At 41.7% G+C, this 23,018-nt stretch carries 19 protein-coding genes; 10 read left to right on the plus strand and 9 right to left on the minus strand.

Annotated features, from left to right (window positions below; genetic code table 11):
- Positions 1 to 140: 140 nt before the first annotated feature.
- The 4 genes from CSV72_RS09340 to CSV72_RS09355 all read right to left on the minus strand — a co-directional run bounded on the left by CSV72_RS09340 (position 141) and on the right by CSV72_RS09355 (position 3,743).
- Positions 141 to 1,358: an NAD(P)/FAD-dependent oxidoreductase gene (locus tag CSV72_RS09340; protein ID WP_099678112.1), complete on the minus strand. Its 1,218-nt coding sequence runs from the start codon at positions 1,356 to 1,358 to the stop codon at positions 141 to 143.
- Positions 1,348 to 1,689 carry a (2Fe-2S)-binding protein gene (locus CSV72_RS09345; RefSeq protein ID WP_099678113.1) on the minus strand — a complete coding sequence of 114 codons (342 nt, stop codon included), beginning with the start codon at positions 1,687 to 1,689 and terminating at the stop codon, positions 1,348 to 1,350. The genes CSV72_RS09340 and CSV72_RS09345 overlap by 11 nt, the downstream gene beginning before the upstream one ends.
- A complete protein-coding gene (locus CSV72_RS09350; RefSeq protein ID WP_099678114.1) occupies positions 1,686 to 1,955 on the minus strand; it encodes a (2Fe-2S)-binding protein in 270 nt (89 codons plus the stop codon). Before CSV72_RS09350 ends, CSV72_RS09345 begins: the two co-directional genes overlap by 4 nt.
- 66 nt (positions 1,956 to 2,021) lie before the next feature.
- Positions 2,022 to 3,743 carry a sigma-54 interaction domain-containing protein gene (locus tag CSV72_RS09355; RefSeq protein WP_233191211.1) on the minus strand — a complete coding sequence of 574 codons (1,722 nt, stop codon included), beginning with the start codon at positions 3,741 to 3,743 and terminating at the stop codon, positions 2,022 to 2,024.
- A 296-nt stretch (positions 3,744 to 4,039) separates the two neighbouring features.
- On the opposite strand from CSV72_RS09355, the gene CSV72_RS09360 reads away from it, so the two are divergent.
- From CSV72_RS09360 to CSV72_RS09385, 6 genes are read left to right on the plus strand one after another with little or no spacing between them, the layout of a single operon-like run.
- Positions 4,040 to 5,176, plus strand: coding sequence for an NAD(P)/FAD-dependent oxidoreductase (locus tag CSV72_RS09360; RefSeq protein ID WP_369802898.1), 1,137 nt, complete (start codon positions 4,040 to 4,042; stop codon positions 5,174 to 5,176).
- Positions 5,173 to 6,192, plus strand: coding sequence for a proline racemase family protein (locus CSV72_RS09365; RefSeq protein WP_099678115.1), 1,020 nt, complete (start codon positions 5,173 to 5,175; stop codon positions 6,190 to 6,192). The genes CSV72_RS09360 and CSV72_RS09365 overlap by 4 nt, the downstream gene beginning before the upstream one ends.
- Before the next feature lie 15 nt (positions 6,193 to 6,207).
- Positions 6,208 to 7,113, plus strand: coding sequence for a proline racemase family protein (locus CSV72_RS09370; protein WP_099678116.1), 906 nt, complete (start codon positions 6,208 to 6,210; stop codon positions 7,111 to 7,113).
- Positions 7,114 to 7,148: 35 nt separating this feature from the next.
- Positions 7,149 to 8,594, plus strand: coding sequence for a Na+/H+ antiporter NhaC (nhaC, locus tag CSV72_RS09375; protein WP_099678117.1), 1,446 nt, complete (start codon positions 7,149 to 7,151; stop codon positions 8,592 to 8,594).
- A 23-nt stretch (positions 8,595 to 8,617) separates the two neighbouring features.
- Positions 8,618 to 9,547: a 4-hydroxy-tetrahydrodipicolinate synthase gene (gene dapA, locus CSV72_RS09380; protein ID WP_099678194.1), complete on the plus strand. Its 930-nt coding sequence runs from the start codon at positions 8,618 to 8,620 to the stop codon at positions 9,545 to 9,547.
- On the plus strand, positions 9,528 to 11,018 hold the full coding sequence (locus CSV72_RS09385) for an aldehyde dehydrogenase family protein (protein WP_099678118.1): 1,491 nt from the start codon (positions 9,528 to 9,530) through the stop codon (positions 11,016 to 11,018). The genes dapA and CSV72_RS09385 overlap by 20 nt, the downstream gene beginning before the upstream one ends.
- Before the next feature lie 182 nt (positions 11,019 to 11,200).
- Here the strand turns inward: CSV72_RS09385 and CSV72_RS09390 are convergent, their stop codons facing one another.
- A complete protein-coding gene (locus CSV72_RS09390; protein ID WP_099633703.1) occupies positions 11,201 to 11,737 on the minus strand; it encodes an ECF transporter S component in 537 nt (178 codons plus the stop codon).
- Positions 11,738 to 12,282: 545 nt separating this feature from the next.
- Positions 12,283 to 13,068 carry a TspO/MBR family protein gene (locus CSV72_RS09395; RefSeq protein ID WP_099678119.1) on the minus strand — a complete coding sequence of 262 codons (786 nt, stop codon included), beginning with the start codon at positions 13,066 to 13,068 and terminating at the stop codon, positions 12,283 to 12,285.
- 155 nt (positions 13,069 to 13,223) lie between these two features.
- On the opposite strand from CSV72_RS09395, the gene CSV72_RS09400 reads away from it, so the two are divergent.
- On the plus strand, positions 13,224 to 13,616 hold the full coding sequence (locus CSV72_RS09400; protein ID WP_099678120.1) for a (deoxy)nucleoside triphosphate pyrophosphohydrolase: 393 nt from the start codon (positions 13,224 to 13,226) through the stop codon (positions 13,614 to 13,616).
- Positions 13,617 to 13,640: 24 nt separating this feature from the next.
- Positions 13,641 to 16,544, plus strand: coding sequence for a DEAD/DEAH box helicase (locus tag CSV72_RS09405; protein WP_099678121.1), 2,904 nt, complete (start codon positions 13,641 to 13,643; stop codon positions 16,542 to 16,544).
- Between the two features lie 41 nt (positions 16,545 to 16,585).
- Here CSV72_RS09405 and CSV72_RS09410 read toward each other — a convergent pair whose 3' ends face one another.
- Positions 16,586 to 18,355, minus strand: a complete 1,770-nt coding sequence (locus tag CSV72_RS09410) for a multicopper oxidase family protein (protein ID WP_099678122.1) — start codon at positions 18,353 to 18,355, stop codon at positions 16,586 to 16,588.
- Between the two features lie 158 nt (positions 18,356 to 18,513).
- Here CSV72_RS09410 and CSV72_RS09415 point away from each other — a divergent pair, with 158 nt between their 5' ends.
- Together CSV72_RS09415 and CSV72_RS09420 are read left to right on the plus strand one after the other, a co-directional pair.
- Positions 18,514 to 19,371 carry a YitT family protein gene (locus tag CSV72_RS09415; RefSeq protein WP_099633692.1) on the plus strand — a complete coding sequence of 286 codons (858 nt, stop codon included), beginning with the start codon at positions 18,514 to 18,516 and terminating at the stop codon, positions 19,369 to 19,371.
- Positions 19,372 to 19,622: 251 nt separating this feature from the next.
- Positions 19,623 to 21,077, plus strand: a complete 1,455-nt coding sequence (locus CSV72_RS09420) for a protein adenylyltransferase SelO (RefSeq protein ID WP_099678123.1) — start codon at positions 19,623 to 19,625, stop codon at positions 21,075 to 21,077.
- Positions 21,078 to 21,161: 84 nt separating this feature from the next.
- On the opposite strand, the gene CSV72_RS09425 is transcribed toward CSV72_RS09420, so the two are convergent.
- Both CSV72_RS09425 and CSV72_RS09430 read right to left on the minus strand, forming a co-directional pair.
- Positions 21,162 to 22,100, minus strand: a complete 939-nt coding sequence (locus tag CSV72_RS09425) for an ABC transporter permease (protein WP_099678124.1) — start codon at positions 22,098 to 22,100, stop codon at positions 21,162 to 21,164.
- Positions 22,078 to 23,001 carry an ABC transporter ATP-binding protein gene (locus tag CSV72_RS09430; protein ID WP_099678125.1) on the minus strand — a complete coding sequence of 308 codons (924 nt, stop codon included), beginning with the start codon at positions 22,999 to 23,001 and terminating at the stop codon, positions 22,078 to 22,080. The genes CSV72_RS09425 and CSV72_RS09430 overlap by 23 nt, the downstream gene beginning before the upstream one ends.
- Positions 23,002 to 23,018: the final 17 nt, after the last annotated feature.

A 23,018-nucleotide genomic window follows, 5' to 3' on the forward strand; every position in this document is an offset into this window, starting at 1 on the left:
GGATATATGAATATAGCCGCGAAGTACCAACTTATACACTCAAATTATTGAACCGCCGTATACGGATCCGTACGTACGGTGGTGTGAGAGGGTGGAACGAGTCAATCTTTTGATTCGTTCACTCTACTCGATTTAAAAAATTATTTTGTCACCGCCGCATTGTACTCATCCCAATACAACTTAAGCTTATCCTTACCATGTGCGATTTCAGGATGAAATTGAATATAAGCATTCTCTCTTGTATGCTCAGTATGCTGTATAGAGGAAACCAAGTCCTTTTCTAGTATGCCGTTCTCTAAGTTGTTTGCAATAGAGAGACCTGCAGTTTGTCCCTGGCACATGGCAACTTTAGCTCCTTCAATACCCGTGATGTTTCCCGCTACATAAAGTCCAGGAAGGGTGGATTCCATGCGTTCGTTATGCAATGGGACATAACCGCCTAGCTCTTCTATATGATAGAAAGGACATCCAGCGACAGCTGCCAATTCCGCTAATGGATAGAGTCCGCCGGCGATGCACACGAAATCTGCTCCAATAATCTCTTCGGTACCAGGAATTACTTCACCGGCTGGATTAATTGTAGAGATCTTCACGCCTTCGACTTGTCCGTCACCAATTATTTCTGTGACTGCTTTTCGTAACATTATCGGTATATCCCACATTTTTACACCATTTTTAGGGAAGAATGTAATTCCGAGTTGTTTGAAAAAGTCATTTTTCATCAATTTACTTCCCATTTTAATAAATGCAGAGGGTGCCATATGCGAAACATGCAGAAGTGAGTTCATCACTTCTAATGGCTGTCCGAACTTTTCATTGACGGTATTGGAAACAGGTAATGTGATACAAGCGATATCAATATCCGCCATTTTCAGTTCCATTGCAATTGCCGATGATAAGACGTTCACTCCGATAATGACTCCGCGCTCTCCTGGCTTAACACGATGAACATTGGTCATGACTTGTGCAGCTCCGACTGACATGACGCCTGGAAGGGTCCATCCCTTAATCGGAAGAGGATTTTCTGCAGCGCCTGTCGCTAGTAGTAAATGAGTAGTTTCATGAATTTCTACATCCGTATGGACACTCCAAATTCCGTCTTGAACTTCGATGTTGGAAACGGGCGTGTGAAGCTTGATATCGACACCCAGTTTCTTCGCTTGTTGATGCAATTTATCGGATTCTACAATACCATTCCACCAGTTGCCGTTAGGTTCTTCGTATAGTTGACCGAGTAATCGTCCGCCCGGTTTCATATATTCATCGATAACCACTACACTGTGACCGCGTGAAGCAATTGTGATGGCTGCTGTCAAACCGGCCGGACCTGCACCGATGATGATTGTTTTATTTTCCATGATTGGCCCTCCAATCACGTACGTCAGTCTGTAGTTTACCGCCGCTGACGACTTTCATTCCTTGTGTGAGAGGTGTCAGGCAAGCTCGTTCCCCTTGTACACCGTCTACGGTTACTCGGCATTCAAAGCAGTGACCAATATTACAATAAATCCCTCTAGGGGAACCGCTTTCTTCATGGTGGCGTAACGTTCTAATTCCGTTAGCCAGTAGAGCAGCGGCAATTGACTCGTTTTGAAGTGCATTGTATTCTACATCGTTGAATGTAAATGTGATAGTTTGTGATTCGTCCAGTGTTCCGAGTACCGGGTGGTTTGTGATTCGCTGACTCATTCAATAACCTCCCCTAACTTGCCGAAACTTACGGGTCTGATTGGCGGTTGATACTTTAATGTAATTTGGGATTCATTCCGTTCTGTACTTTCAAGCGCTATGCTGTCTACGGCATTGCGGCATGTTCTTCCTCCGCAATAGCCCATACCTGCACGCGTACGTAATTTAAGTTCTCTCGGTGTGCATTGAAATTTTTTCGCTGTTTCTTTTAAATTGGAGTAAGTTACTTCTTCGCATCTGCAAATAATTATATCTTTTTCGGACATGTATGTTCACTCCTTGCTAGTTTACTGCTTAACTAATATGCAAGAATCATGCCAATGGAAAATTCTTTAGAAAGGTATGTCTAATTTGTGCATTTTATTGTACAGAGTAGCACGGGTAATCTCCAGATTTTTTGCACACTGTAGTTTATTTCCACTTGTCTTTTCTAACTCCTGCACAATCAACTTGCGTTCAAAATTCTTTATCTGCTCCGTTAGTGGTGCAATTTCTGTCTGAACAGGTTTTGCTATATTGGCCACGGGCAGTGAATTGGTATTTTCAATGACTTCAGAGGGGAGATCTTGAACATTAACGAGGCCATTATCAGAGAATACGACTAGGCGTTCAATAGCGTTACGGAGTTCCCGAATATTCCCTGGCCAGTTATGTTGTAGGAGTGCTTGCATAACTACTTGCGAAACACTATTAATTTGCCGATTGTACTTAACAGAGAATTCATAAAGGAAGTAATGTGTCAGCTCAATGATATCTTCTGCTCGTTCGCGTAGTGCAGGAATTTTAACATTGACAACATTCAGGCGGTAATATAAGTCTTCTCTGAAAGCACCTTCGCTTACGAGCTCCCGTAAGTCACGGTTCGTTGCGGCGACAATGCGGAAGTCAGCTTCAATCTCCTTCGTACCACCTACTGAATAGTATCTACGCTCTTGAAGGACCCGTAGGAATTTCACCTGCATATCAAGCGGCATTTCTCCTACTTCATCTAATAGAAGGGTACCTCCTCTGGCTAATTCAATCTTTCCCTTTTTCCCTCGCTGGTCAGCGCCTGAAAATGCCCCCTTTTCATAGCCGAATATTTCACTTTCAAATAGACTCTCAGGTATTGCCCCACAGTTTATGGCGACGAATGGTGCGTTCTGCGACTCTCTTAGATTATGGATAGCCTTCGCAAATAGCTCCTTCCCTACACCGCTTTCTCCATACAGTAAAATACTGGCGTCTGTAGTAGCCGCCTTTTTAGTAACTTCAATTGTCTGTTGCAACCTATCGCTATTTCCTTTTATATAATCAAAAGGACTGTGGCTGGCTGCACTTTTCCGTACCTCTTCTTCGAGCAAGAACAGTTTTTCGGAAGTCGCGTACAGCTCATCATTCATTCGGATTTGGCTTGTTATATCGGTTTCTGACACGACGGCGCCAATTATACGATCCCTGTGATAAATAGGGTTTGAGTTGATCAGCACAACGAGATCCCTACGTGCATGATGCTGCGAGTGACGCACTGAGGAACCAGTTTGCAATGTATGTAGTATTTCTAAATGCTTCGTATCAAAGAAATCTGTAATGGGTTTACCTATTATATCTTTTTCTTTAAGAGAGAATAAAGACTCGGCTCCTTTGGTCCAGTACAATACATTGGCATCTTGATCAATCACAGTGCATGATTCGTCGATTGTATGAAGGACAGTCTGTAAATACGACAGAGTCTTTTCATGTTGTTCTATTAACTTATCAATAAAATGTTCAGCTTTGATATAACCTGTAATTTCACCATACGTGTTACGACATAATAAGAATTCGACATGGGAAAACTTCTTGGATACGTCACTGATTGGTATATCTAGAGAAAGAATGGGGGAGTTTTCGTAACAAATTTCGTTTTTTTGCATGCGTACATGGAGGTAGTCCTGTGCTTGTTGAATAAACAGCTGTGTAGATGGAGTGCGTTTCATAAGTTCTTTAATCATTTCTTCGTTTGTTTTTCCGTTAATAATAAGAAAGTCTTTTTCCATAATATCTGTAATGAAGTTGTGAATATATTTCAACATTTTGGTCACTCCAATGTCAGTATTTTATACAGTGTATACAATACTTTACACATTTTATCTGAAAATTCAATAGTTACAGTGAACTACTCCTTAAAAGTAAATAATTATAGGATATTACGGAGATAGAAAGCGCTACCATATTCTAAGGTTTATATGGATAATTAACTGTCACATAAATGTCAAATTATAAAGTTGGCATGGTTCTTGCATTATATAAAAGTGAATAAATAATCGAGAGGAGGAGTCTTGTGATAGGAATACAACATAGCGATATCGTTGTAATTGGCGGGGGGATTATGGGAGCCGCCATTGCATACTACGGTTCTAAAGCAGGCTTGGAAATTACAGTGCTTGAAAAGAGTGAACTGGCGAGTGGCACTTCCTCAAAATGTGATGGAAATATACTGGCGATTGATAAAGATCCCGGTTTCGATAGTCAAATGTCTTTGAAAAGCCAGGAACTGGTTCATCAATTAGATAAAGATTTGGAGCTTTCATTTGAATACCGCAATCCAGGAAGTATTTTAGTTTGTGAGAATGATGCAGAGATGGAAGCAGCAAATCAATGGGTATCAAAGCAAGTGGAAGCGGGTTTAAGTTTCAAGATGCTCGACCGCCAAGACTTACGAAATGAATCGAAATACTTTGCAGATGACTTGTACGGTGGATTGGAATGCAAGACGGATTCTACCGTTAATCCATATATGATGACATTCTCCATGTTCCACAGTGCCGAAAAGCAAGGGGCAATTATTCATAAAAATACGGAAGTAACGAGTATGTCACGGAATGTTTCAGGTGAGTTTTTAATTGAGACGACAAAAGGGCAGTTTACCGCTAAGCGTGTAGTTAATGCGGCGGGTGTCTGGGCACCATTGATTGGACAGATGTTAGATTTGAATATACCGATTGTACCAAGAAAAGGGCAATTAATTGTCGCATCCAGACAACAACCTGTCGGATTACGGAAAGTCATGGAGTTCGGATACTTAATTTCGAAGTTTGGTGGCGAACGTTCAGTAGATCCGCTTACGGAAAAGTACGGTGTGGCACTTGTCTTTGAACCTACGGAAGCACAGAACTTTTTAATTGGCAGCAGTCGTGAATTTGTCGGCTTTAATACAAAAGTAGATTATAAAGTTATTCGACAAATCGCCAAGCGTGCATTGCGCTTCTATCCTCAGATGGCCGACATGACCGTCATTCGGACGTATGCAGGTTTACGACCTTGGACAGAAGACCATTTACCGATCATTTCAAGAGTAGATGAGATCCCTGGTTATTATATTGCAGCAGGTCATGAAGGTGATGGAATAAGCCTAGCAGCGGTTACTGGAAAGTTAATAGAAGAAATGCTAGGCGATAAGGAAACTTGCATACCTATTGAACCGTTAAGTCTCGGTCGTTTTCGACAGGAGGTTGTACATTTATGAAGTACCAACGGATGTTTACGACGATAGATACACATACCGGAGGAAACCCAACCCGTACGCTGATTAGCGGTATGCCTCCTTTACAAGGTCAGACGATGTCTGAAAAAATGCTTTACATGCAGAAGGAGTATGACTGGATACGTAAGTTCCTGATGAATGAACCGCGCGGACACGGTGTCATGTCAGGAGCAATTATGACAGATCCCTGTCATCCGGAAGCAGATGTGGGTGTCATTTATATTGAAACGGGTGGGTATTTGCCGATGTGTGGTCATGACACTATCGGTTTCTGCACCGCGCTGATTGAAACTGGCATGATAGAAGTGAAAGAGCCCTATACGATGATCAAAGTGGATACACCTGCGGGTTTAGTGGATGTTACCGTGAAAGTAGAAAAAGGCGTGGCGAAGGAGGTTACATTCGTCAATGTACCTTCCTTCTTATTGAAAACTGTAGAGTTGGAAGTAGAGGATGTGGGTCATATTGTTTGTGAAATCGCTTACGGTGGTAACTTTTATGGCATTATTGATGCCCGGACGCTAGACCTTCAGCTGACGAAAGAAAATGGAGCATCGCTCATTAGTAAAGGAATTAAGATACGTAATGCAATCAATGCAACACAGGAAATTGTTCATCCTGAGTTTCCTTTCATTAATGGGTTAACCCATATCGAGTTCTATACTAATCCCACTCATCCGGAAGCAGATCTGAAAAACACGGTAATTGTACCTCCAGGCGGCATCGACCGTTCACCATGCGGTACAGGAACTTCTGCAAAACTTGCGACATTGCATAGTAAAAATGAGTTGAAGATAGATGAACATTTTGTTTATGAAAGTATCGTCGGAACATTATTTACTGCACGTATTCTAGAAGAAATAACGGTTGGCGGTGTTGCCGGAGTCATTCCTGAGGTTACTGGCTCTGCATGGATTATGGGAATGCACCGCTTTTACTACAACGAAAAAGATCCTTTGCGGGAAGGGTACCTTCTCATTCCGCCAATGGACCATTGAAGGTGGGATAGCTGAATGAATCTACAAAAAATGTTCCGTACGATGGACACACAAGTGTTTGGAGAAGCTTACCGTATAATTGTGCATTCACCTTTTAACTTTGAAAGCCTGGATGCGCTGAGCAATCAAAAGAAATTAGAAAGCCACTTTGAATCGGAAAAGAATTTATTGTTGAATGAACCTCGCGGACACCGTGGAATGAATGGTTGTATCGTAGGTGCTTCAGCTGTAGCAGATTATCAGTTATTGTTTCTTCATCATCAAGAGGCGATTGATTTTAAATACGAAGCACTTCTTGCTACCACAGCAGCACTGCTAGAAATAGGGCATTTGCAAGAGAAGGAAGACGGTCAGTATACAGTGGAAACGGTTCACGGTGTATGGAATGTGAAAGCGGTTGTAGAGCAACAGGAAGTAACTGCTGTACGTATGGAAGTAGCAGAAGGAAAGATGGTGGAGAATGATTCAGAAGCTTCTTGTGTGAAGCTCACGAGTGGGCATATGTTCTATATATATTCATTACCACCTTCTATTAAATCGCTTCAATTGGGACAGTTATCAGAGATATTGGAGTGGGGAGCAGTACAAGTAAAAGAGTTGAAGTCACAACAGAAGGCTTTCGATGGCATTATCTTGAAGGAACAACTTACAGCTCACGAGTATCGTTCGGTTACTTTTGAACAGGACGGCTATATATTACGATCGCCAGGTATCGAAAGTACCATCGCTTTGGCAGTGAATGAGCAGCACGCTATAGGTTCGTTGAGCAACCAGAGTATTTTCGAAAGCAAGATTGAAATTCAATCAGTGCCAGGCGACAGGGGATTATTCACGGTGGGGAGCGTGCCTTACATAACGGGTTCGCATGAATTCATTCTTGATCCTGAAGATCCGTTACCGAAAGGATTTATCTTAGCTTAAAAGCCACGTCTAGTAAAACCACAGGGGGTTTTAATATGGAGAAGAGATTACCCAGTTTGGCCGAAGTATTGTTTGTGCTAATCGGATTTGGAGCAATTATGGTGACATTTATTGTCGTATTCGGCATATCCATTCATCTGGCGCTCTTGACGACTTGGTTCCTAATTATAGGATTAGGATTAAAGATTGGCTATAGCTATAAGCAAATGCAGGATGGTTTATTGAGTGGTGTGAATGATGGTCTAGAAGCGGTCATCGTATTAACATCAGTGGGTGCATTAATTGGTACTTGGATTGCGGGGGGGGTTGTCCCTTCGATTATCTATTACGGATTATCAATTATTAATCCAAGCATTTTCTTATTGGCTGCTTTCATTATTTGTACGGTAACATCGATTGCTACAGGAACTTCATTTGGATCGGCAGGAACTGCCGGAATTGCGATGATGGCAATTGGTGCAAGTTTCGGATTCCCATTACCGCTTGTTGCAGGTGCAGTTATCTCAGGTTGTTATGTAGGGGATAAAATGTCACCGCTTTCTGATACAACGGTTATGACAGCGTCATTGTCAAAAGTTGATCTCATCGATCATATTAAGTCGATGTTTACGGTCGCACTACCTGCCTGGATTATTTCAGCTATCTTGTTCTTGGTTGTAGGATTATTCTACAAAGGGAGCGGAGATTTATCAGCAGCATTGAACACAATGGATTCATTGGAAGAATACTTCAATATTAGCTGGTTTATGTTGATCCCGGCAGCAGTAGTAATTTTATTATTGGTATTCAAAATGCCCTCAATTCCAGTTATTTTATTTGGTGCATTTTTAGGAACAATATGGGCGTTTTTGTTCCAAGGTGCGACGTTCCTTGAAGCATTCAATATTATGTATGCAGGCAACACGATTGAATCGGGCGTTCCGTTTATTGACAATTTATTAAACCGTGGCGGAATTGTGTTTATGTTGGACGTAATCGCATTAATTATTTTTGCTCTAGGTGTAGGTGGATTAATGGAGCGAATTGGTGTATTGCGTGCAGTGGGGAATTACCTTGGCAAATGGGCAAACAATCCGGGTAAAGCAACGGTAACCACGATGTTAGCTGGACTTCTCGGTAACGCATTCGGTGGAGCTTATGTTTCATTGATTACGGCCACTAAAATTACTGGCGACAATTATGATAAATTGAATATCGACCGCAGGGTGCTATCAAGAAACTCCGAAGCCGGTGGAACAGTCACTACGGCTATGGTTCCTTGGTCGGATGGCGGCGTATTTATGGCCGCAGCACTCGGAGTATCCACAATGAGTTATCTACCATTCTTATGGTTTAATTTTTTAGTCATCATCATCTCGCTTATTTACGGGTTTACAGGCAAATTTATTTGGCGGACCCAGCCTGGCGAGCACACGCAAAAGCTTGAAGGTGAAGCAAGTAGCGTAAGTAGTATAAGTGAAATAGGAAATGTAACTAACTAAAACACTAATTGGAGGAATTTAAAATGACAGAAGTAAAAGGTATCTTTCCAGTATTGGTAACACCGATGTTAAATCAGGAAGAGATTGATTGGGACGGATTCCGTAACAATATAGAGCATTTCATTGCAGAAAATGTTAATGGAATTGCGATTAACGGAAGTACAGGCGAATTCGTAAGTTTAACAAAAGAAGAGCGTTTCAAAGCAGTAGAAGTGGCGGTAGAACAAATCAATGGTCGCGTTCCATTGATCGTTGGCACAGCGGCGGAAACAACAGCGGATGCAATTGAATACACTCAACAGGCAGAAAAAGCGGGTGCACACACAGCGCTATTGATTAACTCTTATTACGCCCATCCAAAAGAAGATGAAATCTATGAACACTTCAAAGCGGTAGCTGAATCCGTTAAAATACCGGTTATGATTTACAATAATCCGTTTACTTCAGGCGTAGACATTAGCACAGAAACAATTCTACGCGTGGGACGCGACGTGGAAAATATTACACATATTAAGGAGTCTAGCGGTGGAATCGGTAAAGCACGTGATATTGCACGTCAAGGTGAAGGGTTCCTGAAAGTATTCTGTGGTTCAGAAGATTTAGCGATTGAGTCATTTTTAGTTGGCGCTACGGGTTGGATTTCTGTTTCAGGAAACATCGTACCGGGCCATGTCATGAAATTGTATAATGCATTACAGGACGGAAACATGGATGAAGCATGGAAGTTATATGATGAATTATTGCCTCTATGTGAGTTCCTTGAAGGTTCGGGTAAATATGTACAGATCGCAAAACGTGCAATGGAGCTTAAAGGCTGTGCAGGAGGACCTTGTCGTCTGCCACGTCTACCATTGAACGAAGAAGAAGATCAAAAGCTAAAAGACTTAATGGATGGACTTGGCGTACTGAAAAAGGAATTGGAGGTAGCAACGGATGTTGAAATTAAATTATGAACTAAAACCTAAAGTACAGGAATTTTTACAAAATACAAAAGGTCTCTATATCAATGGAAAGTATGTAGAAGCGAAGAGCGGGAAAATGTTTAACGTAGTTGATCCTGCAACAGAAGAAGTCATCGCAAAAGTAAGCGAAGCACAGCCGGAAGATGTCGATGTTGCGGTGGAAGCTGCTCGTAAAGCATTCGATGAAGGTGAATGGACAAAGATGGACGCGGCAACACGTTCACACTTGATCTATAAGTTTGCGGATTTACTTGACGAGAATCGTGAAGAACTGGCACAGCTTGAAGCATTAGATAACGGGAAGCCATATGAAGTAGCATTGGCTGATGATGTAGACGGAACTGTACAACATTTCCGGTACTATGCAGGCTGGGCAACGAAGATCACTGGACAAACTGTTCAAATATCCCCTGATTACCTGAACTATATCGTGCATGAGCCGGTTGGCGTGGTAGGGCAAGTAATCCCTTGGAACTTCCCTCTAGCGATGGCTGCATGGAAGCTTGGATCTGCACTCGCAGTAGGTTGTACAGTAGTCATCAAACCAGCAAGTGAAACACCACTATCATTGCTTTATGCAGCTCGCTTGTTTAAAGAAGCCGGATTCCCTGACGGTGTTGTGAACGTCTTGCCAGGTGCCGGAAGTGTAGCAGGTAATGCCCTAATCACACATGAAAAGGTGGACAAGGTAGCGTTTACAGGATCTACTGCAGTAGGGAAACAAGTAATGAAATCGGCTGCGGATCAGATGAAAGGTATTACACTTGAGCTTGGTGGTAAATCACCATCTATCGTGTTGGAAGATGCGGATGTGGAAGAAGCTATCGAAGGTGTATTTGCAGGAACTATGTATAACCATGGACAAAACTGTAGTGCGTGTACCCGTGCGTATATCCATCGAAGCCTGTACGATCAATTTGTTGAAGCGTTAGCTAATAAAGCGAAAGCGCTGAAAGTCGGACCGGGGATGGATCCATCTACGGAAATGGGCCCGCTCGTATCTGCTAAGCAACAAAAAACTGTATTGGACTATATCCAAAAAGGTAAAGAAGAAGGTGCACGTCTAGTAGCTGGAGGCGAAAAAGCACATGAAAAAGGTTTCTTCGTACAACCAACAGTGTTCGCAGATGTGGAAGATGATATGACAATCGCTCGTGAAGAGATCTTTGGTCCTGTTTTATCATTATTCGTCTTTGATACAGTAGAAGAAGCAATCCAGCGTGCCAATGATAGTGAATATGGCTTGGCGGCAAGTGTTTGGACAGAGAACGTCAAAAAAGCACATTATATCGCAAGCAAGTTACAGTCTGGAACTGTCTGGATTAATGACTTCGGCCTTGAGTGGGAGACTATGCCATTCGGTGGTTATAAACAATCGGGTATTGGCCGCGAAATGGGCGGAGAATATGGCTTAGCGAACTACACGGAAGTGAAGAGTGTATTCGTTAATATGAAGCAGTAATATAAAGAACCTGTCCGGGAGATCAAAATCTCTCGGACAGGTTCTTTCTTTTATCCCAAACTCGGGTTTTCATCATTGTACATTTTGGCAGTATATACAATAAGAAACATCTAATAAAGTGAACTTGGGGAATTAAGAATTGATAGCAGCGCTTGGGATACAAGGGATTGCAATTGTATTGTTTATTTAAACATAGAAACCTTCTTCAACATCGCACAAACCGGTATAGCAATAGCGATTCCTACTGCACATTGGACTAGATCACCTGGGATGGAAGCTAGCGGGATGATCAAACTGTTATATAGAATACTTTCTCCGATATAATAACCGGCAATCGTGAATGGAATGGATAGTAACATTGCGAGTAGATTGAATTTAAAACTTGTCCCTTTACGGCCATTTGACCAAGCGACTTTACCCACGATATAACCTTGCAGTCCGCGTGTCAAGATCGTGATAGGTGCCCATAAAGCCCATCCGCTGACGAGGTCGAACAAGCCCATTCCAACGGCTCCTGCAATCATGCCTTTCTTCGGTCCAAATAAAATGGAGACAATGAACAACATGGCAGTACCGAGATGAATTAATCCACCGTTTCCTAAAGGGAGCTTAATATTAAGTAAAAGAGTAGCGACGAACACGAGTGATGCAAGCATAGATGTCAGGATTAAATCAAAGGTCTTCGTTCGTTGTGCTGGATAGCTCTGTGTTTTTTGCATAGTCTGAATCTTCCTCACGTATAAAAGTAGTAAATTTAGAATAAAGGCAATCTGATACTTAAGAAAGAGTCAATTTATAATAAATTTAAGGGGTCAGAACAGGAGACTTTTACATAGTTTTAAAAACACTCGCTACATTAGTTGTGTAAGTTTTTATGGGATATATTATTACGAACTATATGTAATGTAGCGATAGAAGTGAGTAAGTGAAGGAAATGATAAAAGTACACGGAATGGGTGTAGGTAGGACAAGGTTAGTCAACGCCAATTGACTCCGACATGCAGGGGATTTAGTCGAGGTTTATAAAAGTGGATTATGTATGGAAATACGTTTGAAATCGCTACTCGAACCAGTTGTTCCTTAGCAAAATATCTCGGTTGACGTACGCAATGATCTAATTATCTCGGATTGGAAAGACTATTATATTCATCACGATAGGTTTTTGTAGTAGTATGTAAGTATTAGGTATTGTATGATAACACGACCTGATGACATGAATATTTGACGCAAAGGAAGAGGCGATTAGCCACTCCTTTGCGCTTTTTTATTTGCGTAGTTTTTTTACTGCAACGATCACAATGGTCAAAGTTATGAGCGCCAAACAGATTAAGGTAGATAAGATAATAGAAGGATACTCTCCATTAAATCCACTTTCTGAAGTGTGCTTGGAATAGATTCCGTAATATGCCCAAATCAATACAAGTGCGTAGGTTATATCCTGACGTCGGATTGTAGTTAGAATCCCGATAGCAGCTCCGAAGAATAAAATGATAATTGTCCATGTAACGTCAGATAAACCCAATCTGTCCCACTCAATAGAAACGAGAAAAGCAGTAATGTTTGCGATGGTAGCGATTGTAATCCATCCGAAATAGATGCTGAATGGAAGCTTTATGAAGAACGCTTCTCTTCTAGTCAGCGAAGCATTAAATGTGATGGTATTGATTCCTATTAATGTCAGCAACATGAGTAACATGACGATAACGGAAAGTAACAAGTATTCATAATGCCATAAGAAAATCCACGTTGCATTCAAAACAGAGGAGATACAGAACCATATGCCTACTTGACTAAGAAGTTGTGGATTTTTCTTCTTTTGAAAAAGCCCCAGTTGATAGATGACATGAAATAATAACAGTAAGTAGATCAGACTCCAAATAGAAAACGTAAATCCGGCCGGCGTAAATAAATTTCCGTATTTGTCTGATAGCTCGCCAGTCGTTTGTCCATTTAGCGGAATGATATTGGCCAATGCGTTAGCTGTGATCATGATGGAGTAGGTGATTACAATAGCGATGCGTAACAGTACAGAAGTTTTCTTTTGTTTCATTTACTCACCCCCACTTTGTTTCATTATAGTGTAGTCCATAGTTAAGTATTCCTGATTTAATGCAGGGTGAAACATAGGAAGCCTTCTACACTTTATAGAGGTTGATGGTATAATGGATCCCAAATGGACTGGCAATAAAATGGAGGTCGGAACACATGAAGAAAAAAGTACATGTAGTGGGAGCAGTGATTGAAAACGAGAAAGGTGAAGTGTTAGCTGCACTTCGTAGTCCTATGATGACACTCCCTAATTATTGGGAGTTCCCAGGAGGCAAAATAGAAACTGGAGAAACACATCAACAAGCACTGCGACGTGAGATTCAAGAAGAGTTGGGTTGCACCATAACTGTAGGGGAAGCAGTAGAAGATACTACATATGAGTACGAAAAAGTAATTGTCCGGTTGGAAACGTTCATGGCGAAGATTGTAGAAGGACAGCCTGTGGCGGCAGAGCACGCGGAATTACGTTGGATTGCAAAAGATCAGTTACATACGCTCGAATGGGCACCTGCGGATATACCGGCAATTGAAAAGTTGGGAAATCAATAGCGTCAAGAGAGAGGTGTCAGTGGGATGGGAGATTTTATTCGACAACTTGAAGCATCTTTACACATGGGGTTTGTGAATAAAGAACATAATCAGAGTGGCAGTTACAAACCGGAGCTATTGGTGAATAGTTCAACAAAGAATACGACGGTACTATCCTCGATTCAGGATGAACTTCGACACTGCGAACAATTCTTATTTTCAGTGGCATTTATTACGGAAAGCGGACTGGCTACACTAAAATCCTTGTTTTATGATTTGCATAAACGAGGTGTAAACGGCCGAATCATTACGTCTACTTACTTATACTTCAATCAGCCAAAAGTATTTCGTGAGCTTCTGAACATTCCGAACGTAGAAGTACGTCTTACTGAAAAGGAAGGCTTTCATTCAAAGGGGTATATTTTTCAGCAAGGTGATCAGTATTCATTAATCGTAGGGAGCTCAAACTTAACGGCACATGCGCTCCAAGTGAATTATGAGTGGAATGTGAAGTTGACATCTCATCGTGATGGGGAAATTGTTTATCATTTTAAAGATCAGTTTGAAGATGTATGGTCAGATGCCAATGTATTAACTGGAGAGTGGATAGAACACTACGAAAAGGTTTATCAGGAACATGCAGATCGGGCAAGTGCCGCTCAAGTATTTGAGCATCCATCCGCCTATCAAACGAATGCAATTGAGCAAGCGCTAGATATTACACCGAATAAAATGCAACAGGCGGCTCTTGCGAGTATTGAAGCAGTGCGTGCGACCGGTCAGGACAAAGGGTTGGTCATTTCGGCAACAGGTACAGGCAAGACGTATCTATCCGCGTTTGATGTACGTAAATTTGCACCAAAACGTATGCTATTCATTGTGCATAGGGAGCAAATCTTGAAGAAAGCTATGCAAGACTTCAAGCGGGTGCTCGGGGGAATCGACGAGGACTTTGGGGTGTATATCGGAGCCAACCGGCAGTCGGATAAGAAGTATGTGTTTGCAAGTATCCAGACATTGTCAAAGCCTGAAAACCTTCGGGACTTTGATCCGCAAGACTTTGATTATATTTTAATTGATGAAGTACATAAAGCGGGTGCGGCGAGCTATTTGCGTGTGATCGACTATTTCACACCAAAGTTTCTAATGGGGATGACCGCGACACCTGAACGAACAGACGATTTCAACATATACGAGCTTTTCGATTATAATATTGCCTATGAAATCCGTCTTCAAGAAGCCCTAGAAGAAGATATGCTGTGTCCGTTCCATTATTTTGGCGTGACGGATTTTGAAATAGATGGTGAGTTTATTGGTGACCATACCGTTCTTTCTAAATTGGTTACGGATGAACGCATTGAGCATGTCATTGAAAAAATTGCCTATTACAGTCACGCCGGTGACCAGGTGAAAGGCTTGATGTTTTGCAGTCGAAAAGAAGAGGCGCGTGAATTATCAAAAGAACTCAATTTGCGTGGCTATAGAACAGCAGCATTAACTGGTGATAATTCGTATGATGAGCGCATGCACAGAGTGGATCAGCTAGAAAAAGGAGAACTCGATTATATACTGACCGTGGATATTTTCAATGAAGGTATCGATATCCCGAGTATCAATCAGGTGGTCATGCTTAGACAAACACAGTCCAGTATCATTTTCATTCAACAACTAGGACGTGGACTGCGCAAGGATCACAACAAGCCATTCGTTACGGTCATTGATTTTATCGGAAACTATGCGAATAACTATTTGATTCCCATTGCATTGTCTGGGGATCGCTCGATGAATAAAGACACTGTTCGACGGAATATGAAAGATACTAGTTATATTAAAGGTGTCTCGACAATTAATTTCGAAGAAGTTGCACAGAAGCGTATTTTCAACGCAATCAACAGCAGTAATTTAACGTCTTTGAAAATCTTGAAAGAAGCGTATCAAGATTTGAGGAATAAAATTGGCAGAGTGCCTTATCTATACGATTTTATCGAGCAGCATTCTATTGATCCAGTCGTTATCATTAATAAACACACTAGTTACTTTGATTTTCTACTGAAGGTTGCATCTAAAGAAGATCCTATTCAAACGATTACTGCATATGAGAATCAAGTATTAACGATGTTCTCTATAGAATTGATCAATGGCAAACGGATTCATGAAGTAGTACTGGCGGAGATGTTACTTTCTAAAGGAAGTGTTCGTGTAGATGAATTCATCTACGAGCTAGAAACTACAGGCTGTCAAGTTGATGAGGATACGATTGAATCCGTCACGCGAATTTTTAATTTATCATTTTTCACACAAAATGCCCAAAGGAAATACGGCAATCAAGCGATTATTACGATGGATCATAACCAAGTCTTCACATTTAACGAAAAGATCCAGCAGAGTATGAAAGGTGATTCGTATGCAGTATTTCTAATTGCGGATGTGTTGCGTAGTGCAAAGGAGAAATCTAAAGTATACGATTGTGCAAATAAATTAACGCTGCATGCCAAATATTCACGTAAAGATGTATGTAAATTATTGAATTGGCAGGCGGACGAGAGCTCGACGATGTATGGGTATAAAACAAAGCACGGTACTTGTCCTATATTCGTTACGTATCATAAGCATGGAGAAGTGGAAGCGAGCGTGGATTACGGTGATGAATTCATCAATCCTGAGTTATTCAAATGGTATACACGCAGTAACCGAACGCTCCGATCGAATGAAGTGCAAACGATTATTCAGGCGAAAGAAAAAGATATCGACATTCATTTATTCGTAAAGAAAGATGACGATGAGGGAACAGACTTCTATTACTTGGGGAAAGGCCTACCAGATCAGCAAAGTGTTGTGGAAGACCATATGATAGATGGTAAAGGAAAGCGTTTGCCGGTAGTCCATATGAACATGGTAATGGAACACCCAGTAGAAAATACACTCTATGATTATTTGATAGAAGCCTGAAAAACCCCGTGAGATTACATCTCTCACGGGGTTCTTTTTCATCATTCACATTCGCATCGATACGTCTCGGAACAAGGAGGGCATGTAGGACATTTTTTATGATGGTGTTCTTTTTTCGATGGGTGATTCGATTTCCTTTTCTTACAAGTACAAGATTTTTTACATGTACACTTCTTCTTGCACTCACATTTACGTTTTGGTTTATGCTCCTTGCATATACAGTTAGTTTTGCAGTCACATTTGCGCTCCACTACTTCGAATTGTCGCATCATGTCATGATCTTCGTGCTCTAAAATATGACAATGAAGCATGTAGCGACCGGTGAATGGCGCAAAGCGCATAATGACCCGTGTCACAAACCCAGGTGGAGACTGCACGACGTCTTTCCAACCACGTTCATTTACGTCAGGTTGTACTGGAGGTCCAGTGAAGTTGAGTAAACCATTCGCCGTGAAACCTTGGGCGTCAAATGGGACGCGGTCGAGGATCTGGAATTGGATCAAATGGATGTGTATAGGATGCGTTGCGCCGGCCGTGTTGATGATGCGCCAGATCTCTGTATCATTCAGTTTAGGCTTGAAATCGATTCGTTCCATGAAACCTTTATTATTAAACAAGAACTTTAAACGACCATATTCGTCGATATCTGCATCCAGTGTAATATCACGTGTTCGAGCAGCGTCGCATTCGCGAAGTTTGGGTATGTGGCTGAGTATTGCCGGGAGATTGCTCGTATCTGGTGCCGCTAATTCAACCACTCTGAACTGCATAATTTGTCCATCGGTTTCTGGGTCAGGCAGAGCACCTACTGGCGGTGCGAAATCAAACGGTGTCGCTGCAGTATTTTCTAATACGATCGTATCATCGGGTGCCAGTTTGGAGAAATCGATAATTACGTCCATACGTTCAGCGGGTGCAATCGTTAACTCATCCATATAGACAGGTGTTTCCAATAATCCACCATCTGAACCGATTTGTATGATCTTCTGACCGTTTGATAAATTCATTTTGTAAAAGCGTTCATTGGATGCGTTCAATATGCGGAATCGGTATTTTCTTGGCTCTACTTCTAAATATGGCCAGACCTTACCGTTGACTGTGATGTTTTCAAACGCTTCGCCAGGTGTGACGGAAGGATGAGGGAATGTCAATCCGGGCTGTACAGGTCCTGGTCTCACGTTTGTAGTATCTGAATAAAATAGGGAGCCATCTTCGTTAAAGCCGCGATCAGCAATAATTAATGGAATTTCATACGCTCCGGAAGGAAGATTCAGTTTGCGTTCTTCTTCATCGCGAATAATATACATGCCAACGAGACCCGCATAGACATTTAAACGGGTAATGCCGACTGCGTGATCATGGTACCAAAGTGTAGCGGCCCGCTGATTATTATTATATTTATAGACAGGCGAGTCAAATACCGCGCCGACGGTACGATAGTTATTTGTAAACCAAGCTTCAGGATGGCCATCGCTTTCAGGCTCGACTTCCGCCCCGTGCAAATGGACGACTGTGCGAACATCTGGCATATGTTCGCTTGAACCGTGCAGTGTTCTATCGATTGGTAGGAAGTGTTGATCGGGGAGTTCATTCTTCCACTTGACATGCGCGCACTCACCGCTGTTTACATTGACTAGTGGACCAGGGAATTGCCCCTCATATCCCCAAATCTTTGTAGGCGCCAACTCTGAATGAAACTCGTGAAAGAACTCTTTCATGCCAATTTCATAGTACGAGAAGCACTTATGCTTTTCGAGTGGAGTAAGATATTGAGGAATAGGTAGTGGATCAATAAACGGTGTTAATTTCAATACATCGCTTCCTTCCAAGTGAAATTACTATCAAAACTAGTAGATGCAAGAGGAAGACCACTTATGCCTATAAACTAATGATAGACTATTCATAGCTCAACATATGATGTAAAATAGCAAAAGTGCTTTTAGCTCATCAAGATAGGGAGGTTTTATGAATGAAGACCCGTTCACCAAGGAAAAAGCTGCTGATAGAATACGTGTGGATTGTGATTGGATCCATCTTAGTCGGTTTAGCTTTTAATATATTTTTCTTACCAGCAAGACTCGCAGCTGGAGGCGTATCTGGCGTGAGTACTATTTTATACGAGATGTATGGATTTGAACCTGCCTTTGTGCAGTGGCTTATTAATATCCCGATATTTTTTATAGGCTTATTTCTTCTTGGCAAGGATTTTAGTCTGAAAACATTAGTCGGAACATTTTTTGTACCGCTAACCATTTGGGTGACTGCTGACATCCCGTCCACAATTGATAATCCTTTATTGTCTGCCATATATGGAGGGATTATGTTAGGCGTAGGGCTTGGGATAGTCTATAGAGGAAATGGATCGACTGGGGGACTTGCGACGGTAGCGCAAATCGTTAAGAAATATACAGGTTTGTCTAGTGGTTATGCGCAATTACTCGTAGATGGACTAGTTGTGATTGCTTCTGCCATCGTATTTAATTTGGAATTGGCATTATTTGCGATGATGGCAATATTTGTGACGAGTAAAGTCATTGACTTTGTGCAATTACAAACATCACAATCTAAATTAGTATTGATCATTACGGATAATGAAGAGCGTATACAGACGATTATTAAAGAAGAAATCGACCGTGGATTGACTAAAGTACGTTCGGTAGGTGGCTTTTCCAATCAAGAGAAGACTATGATCTTATGTGTAGTAGAGCAAGCGGAAGCAATATATTTGAAGAAGATCCTGAGAGAGGAAGAACCTCAGGCATTTGTCGTCTTCCTGAATGCTTCAGAAATTCTCGGTAGAGGATTTTCACTCGCAAAAGTATATTAAAAAAAGTTATCCTGGACACGAAATGATGTCTCGGATAGCTTTTTTATGCTAATACTGGTGTTGGTTCATGAGCCCAATATAGGTGTGCTGATCGATGCTTGAAGAGACTTCAGTAATTCGAATGCTTTGGCTGGCCGCTAACCGAAATGATACAATACATGCATCTTGAAATAGAATAGTGAGTTAAGGAAACAAGGATCGATATATAAGTAATTCTTACTAGGGCATCATATGGAAAGGAAGAAAAACATATGAAACATAATCAAAACATCGGTTGGAAAGTTGAATGCAGTTACCGTGAACTACCCGAAACGTTTTACACCGTAGTGGAACCAAACACCGTCAGCTCACCCCAACTGGTTGTGACTAATGATGAACTAGCAGTATCGCTCGGTCTTGATAAAAAAAAAATACATTCTGAAGAAGCAATTGAAGTTTTTGCCGGAAACGAAAAACTTGAAGGAATTGACCCTATTGCTCAAGCCTATGCGGGCCATCAATTCGGTAATTTCACCATGCTAGGTGATGGACGTGCCATGCTGTTGGGAGAGCATCTAACACCAGAAGGGCAAAGAGTGGATATTCAATTGAAGGGATCAGGAAGGACACCCTATTCTCGCGGCGGAGACGGACGTGCGGCTCTCGGGCCCATGTTACGTGAGTATTTGATTAGCGAAGCGATGCATGGACTGAATATCCCAACAACACGTAGTTTAGCCGTTACGGTAACAGGAGAACCTGTTTTACGTGAAACAGCTTTGACAGGAGCCGTGTTGACAAGGATTGCTTCGAGTCACTTACGTGTCGGGACATTCCAATATGCGGCGGCTAGACAAGTTGTCGAAGATTTACGTGCGCTTGCAGATTACACAATCAAACGTCATTTCCCTGAAGTGAAATCGGAGCCTCACCCTTATGTAGCACTACTAGAACAAGTCATACAGCGTCAGGCATCTTTGATCGCGAACTGGCAGCTTACCGGATTCATTCATGGGGTGATGAATACGGACAATATGACAATTAGCGGCGAGACTATTGACTATGGACCGTGTGCATTTATGGACAGCTATGACCCGCAAACCGTCTTTAGCTCAATAGACGTACAAGGACGCTATTCTTACCGCAATCAACCAGGTATAGCGGAATGGAATCTGACTCGTTTTGCCGAGACACTTTTGCCGTTGCTTCACGAAGAACAAGCGGAAGCGGTGAAACTGGCGGAGGACAGGCTTTCCAATTTTGCTAGGATTTACGGTGCGGAATGGATGGCAGGTATGAGGTCCAAATTAGGTTTGTTCAATGAAGAAGCCGCTGATGAAACACTAGTAAATGACTTGCTGACTGTCATGAAAGGTCAGCAGGCTGACTATACAAATACTTTCCGTTCATTGACACTTGGACAGCAAGAAGAGTGGTTCCATGAGCCCGACTTTATTGAGTGGAAAGAGCGTTGGTTTAATAGACTACAACGTCAATCGGAAGATACGCAAACAGTAAAATCGTTGATGAAGCGGAATAATCCATCGGTCATTCCGAGAAACCACCGGGTGGAAGAGGCGTTACAGGCAGCTGAAGCTGGAGATATGCAGCCGTTTATGAAGTTGCTTACAGTTTTAGAAAACCCTTATGCATATACGACTGAGCAACGAGAATACGTGAATCCGCCTGAAGACGGAACTACTTTTCAAACATATTGCGGAACATAAAAAGAGATGCCCCATTGAAAGTGATTACACTTCAATGGGGCGTCTTTTTTGTATGGAGTAAGTTCAAGATCCAAAACGAAAATATTATGCAGTAATATCCCGTTTCGTAAACACAGTGTAACTAATTACTAAGAAAAAGACTAAATATGCCGCTAAAATTACAAGCGAGAATGGCATAGTGATACCATCCACGAATACGGAATTTGTTTCGTACATTGTCAGATTCATATGTGTGAATACAAGATACTTCACAATTTCATACTGTGAAAGCAATAGAACAATGGTGTTACCTGTAAAGAATATGAATAATGAAAGGCCGATCGCCATGCCGTTTGAGCGGAAGACGCTACCAATCATGAATGCAAATGTAGCGGTGATGATAACGTTAGCGAAAGATAGAACAAGCAAATACAAACCGTGTCCCCATACGGAGACGGGCACAATCACATTGCCGTCCCATTTCAGTTCCTGACCTACTCCTGAAGGGAACAGGATGTACGCACTCAAAATAGTTACCGCAAATCCAATAAACATTAGGAAGACGCCAAACAAAAGAACCGTGATGTATTTTGACGTCATGATTTTCCAACGACTTACTGGTCGTGTTAACAACATTTTAATTGTGCCCTGAGAGAATTCAGAAGCTACGATACCCGCTGCGACAATAACTGTAAGAAGTACGACAAGACTACCAACCCCTACAGGATTAATAATCAGGGATTCTCTACCGTCTACGGCAAGGGGCGGGATATCATTTGCTAAACGGTATTCCAAAATCTTAAGTGTCTCTTCGTTTTGCTTGCGTTCCATCTCTGGTAAATCCGACTGAGTAGTTTCATTTATATAGTTCATTTGTTCTTGTGCATTAGACTTCCAATCGGTTGGCAGTGTAGTGTTCTGGTTATTTACCCATTTGGTTATTCCCATAACACCAATGACGGCTGCGATTAGCAAAATCGTCATAATCCACGTACCTTTTTTAGACCATAGTTTCATCCATTCATTTTGTATAAGATTCAGCAATCTGTCCGCCTCCCGTCATTTCTAGGAACTGATCCTCTAATGTTTTACGGTGCGGTTGCACAGCGAACACTTCGATATCATTGGCTGTCAGTAGCTTTATGATGGATGGAATCTGAACTTTTTCGACCTGCAGTACCAATCCAACCAATAATAGTTCTGGTGCGAAACCTCCAGACAACAACAGGTCGTGTGCTTTTTCAGCAGGTGACAGTTCGAAATAGTAATGAGGTTGCGCCGTTTCTGACATATCTCGTATATCAACGAGCCGACCATTTTGAATGACAGCAATTCGGTCGCACATTAATTCGATTTCCGAGAGCATATGGCTCGAAACGAAGACAGAAACACCTTCCGTTTCAGCTATAGCCCGTAAATGCTGCCGAAATTCTCGAATACCTGCAGGATCCAGTCCGTTTGTCGGTTCATCTAAGATGAGGAATTTTGGACGATGCAATAAAGCTTGGGCCAAGCCAAGACGTTGTCGCATACCTAGCGAGTAAGTGGAGACCTTTTCATGGATACGCTGTTCTAATCCTACTTGTCTAACGACTTCATTGATTCGTTCTTTACTAATATTTTTCTGCATACGTGCGAAATGCAACAGATTTTTATAGCCTGACAAGAACTTATACATTTCAGGATTTTCAACAATGACACCGACTTTTGAAAGACCCTCTTCAAAGTTTTCCGAAAGTGGTCTCCCATCAATCAGAATCTCGCCGCTTGTTCGCTTCATCAAGCCGACCATCATACGAATGGTCGTAGTTTTACCCGCTCCGTTAGGTCCGAGGAATCCAGTAATTTGCCCGGGGTATAATGATAAACTTAGATCATCAATAATTTTCTTGTTACCGATGACTTTCGTTAGATTTTGTAACTCGACTATAGGTTTAATATTCATACATCCTCTCTTTTCAT

The organism is Sporosarcina sp. P20a (genome assembly GCF_002743175.1).
Lineage (GTDB): Bacteria > Bacillota > Bacilli > Bacillales_A > Planococcaceae > Sporosarcina.

Coding starts and splice junctions, on each gene's coding strand:
- CSV72_RS09350 (WP_099678114.1), bottom strand. CDS start 1,955: ATGTCCGAAAAAGATATAATTATTTGCAGATGCGAAGAAGTAACTTAC.
- CSV72_RS09370 (WP_099678116.1), top strand. CDS start 6,208: ATGAATCTACAAAAAATGTTCCGTACGATGGACACACAAGTGTTTGGA.
- CSV72_RS09340 (WP_099678112.1), bottom strand. CDS start 1,358: ATGGAAAATAAAACAATCATCATCGGTGCAGGTCCGGCCGGTTTGACA.
- CSV72_RS09415 (WP_099633692.1), top strand. CDS start 18,514: ATGAAGACCCGTTCACCAAGGAAAAAGCTGCTGATAGAATACGTGTGG.
- CSV72_RS09355 (WP_233191211.1), bottom strand. CDS start 3,743: ATGTTGAAATATATTCACAACTTCATTACAGATATTATGGAAAAAGAC.
- CSV72_RS09365 (WP_099678115.1), top strand. CDS start 5,173: ATGAAGTACCAACGGATGTTTACGACGATAGATACACATACCGGAGGA.
- dapA (WP_099678194.1), top strand. CDS start 8,618: ATGACAGAAGTAAAAGGTATCTTTCCAGTATTGGTAACACCGATGTTA.
- CSV72_RS09405 (WP_099678121.1), top strand. CDS start 13,641: ATGGGAGATTTTATTCGACAACTTGAAGCATCTTTACACATGGGGTTT.
- CSV72_RS09390 (WP_099633703.1), bottom strand. CDS start 11,737: ATGCAAAAAACACAGAGCTATCCAGCACAACGAACGAAGACCTTTGAT.
- CSV72_RS09420 (WP_099678123.1), top strand. CDS start 19,623: ATGAAACATAATCAAAACATCGGTTGGAAAGTTGAATGCAGTTACCGT.
- nhaC (WP_099678117.1), top strand. CDS start 7,149: ATGGAGAAGAGATTACCCAGTTTGGCCGAAGTATTGTTTGTGCTAATC.
- CSV72_RS09395 (WP_099678119.1), bottom strand. CDS start 13,068: ATGAAACAAAAGAAAACTTCTGTACTGTTACGCATCGCTATTGTAATC.
- CSV72_RS09360 (WP_369802898.1), top strand. CDS start 4,040: ATGGGAGCCGCCATTGCATACTACGGTTCTAAAGCAGGCTTGGAAATT.
- CSV72_RS09345 (WP_099678113.1), bottom strand. CDS start 1,689: ATGAGTCAGCGAATCACAAACCACCCGGTACTCGGAACACTGGACGAA.
- CSV72_RS09385 (WP_099678118.1), top strand. CDS start 9,528: ATGTTGAAATTAAATTATGAACTAAAACCTAAAGTACAGGAATTTTTA.
- CSV72_RS09430 (WP_099678125.1), bottom strand. CDS start 23,001: ATGAATATTAAACCTATAGTCGAGTTACAAAATCTAACGAAAGTCATC.
- CSV72_RS09400 (WP_099678120.1), top strand. CDS start 13,224: ATGAAGAAAAAAGTACATGTAGTGGGAGCAGTGATTGAAAACGAGAAA.